We start from the raw sequence: 892 nt of genomic DNA on the forward strand, positions 1-892 counted from the left end.
CCCAAATGGCCTTCGTTAACACTTCCTATTCTTCCTAAATTTTCCTCGTTCGCTCAGTTACATACTAAAAGTATGTGCCTTCGCTTACTCGTCGATTTAGTCGACTAGAAACTGTTACCTCGACCATTGCACTAATAAGCACCGAAGTGTTATTAAAACAATGATTGAGCGAAGAACTCTCCCGCCTTTTGATATCAGGACTGGATGAGATCTAACTCAGTTGTATGCATGACAAGCTAATCGTGAAATTGCCTTGCTATCAAATTAAGATTGATAACAAGCAATTCAAGTCAAGTAGAGTAGTAAGTACGTCTTTCGACTTCTCAATTACTCAAATTTTGATTGATTTACTAATTAAATATCAGCTTTCCAAATTGTTAAAGAACATTCGCGGTAATCAATACCACTTTTAAATACACTTGTGTAAATGCACTTAAAAGTGGTGGAGCTAAGCAGGATCGAACTGCTGACCTCCTGCGTGCAAGGCAGGCGCTCTCCCAGCTGAGCTATAGCCCCATATGTAAAACTAGTTATCTGAGATTTAACTAGTGACATTCCCTATTTAATAGGAAATGGTAGGCTTGGGCAGACTTGAACTGCCGACCTCACCCTTATCAGGGGTGCGCTCTAACCAGCTGAGCTACAAGCCTATGCTTGGTATTTATCGCTCAACTGCCTCGCTACGAAATAAGCTTAATCATAATCATTGATTATAAACTTAAACAAATTTCTGGCGGCGTTGCCTGACCGACAAATCCGCTGCGTAATAGTGTTTGTATTACATTTAGCGTTCTTCATTTAATAACAAAACAATCTGTGTAGGCACTACACTAACAATGTCACCATCGACATTTTGGTAAGGAGGTGATCCAACCCCAGGTTCCCCTAGGGT

General features: G+C 40.5%; 2 tRNA genes. Both read right to left on the reverse strand.

Annotation, left to right across the window (positions count from 1 at the left end):
- Window positions 1-440 precede the first annotated feature (440 nt).
- A tRNA-Ala gene (locus J5X92_RS20860) sits at window positions 441-516 on the reverse strand.
- A 57-nt stretch (window positions 517-573) separates the two neighbouring features.
- Window positions 574-650 (reverse strand) — tRNA-Ile (locus J5X92_RS20865).
- Between the last annotated feature and the right edge of the window lie 242 nt (window positions 651-892).

The organism is Alteromonas sp. K632G (genome assembly GCF_017653625.1).
Taxonomy (GTDB): domain Bacteria; phylum Pseudomonadota; class Gammaproteobacteria; order Enterobacterales; family Alteromonadaceae; genus Alteromonas; species Alteromonas naphthalenivorans.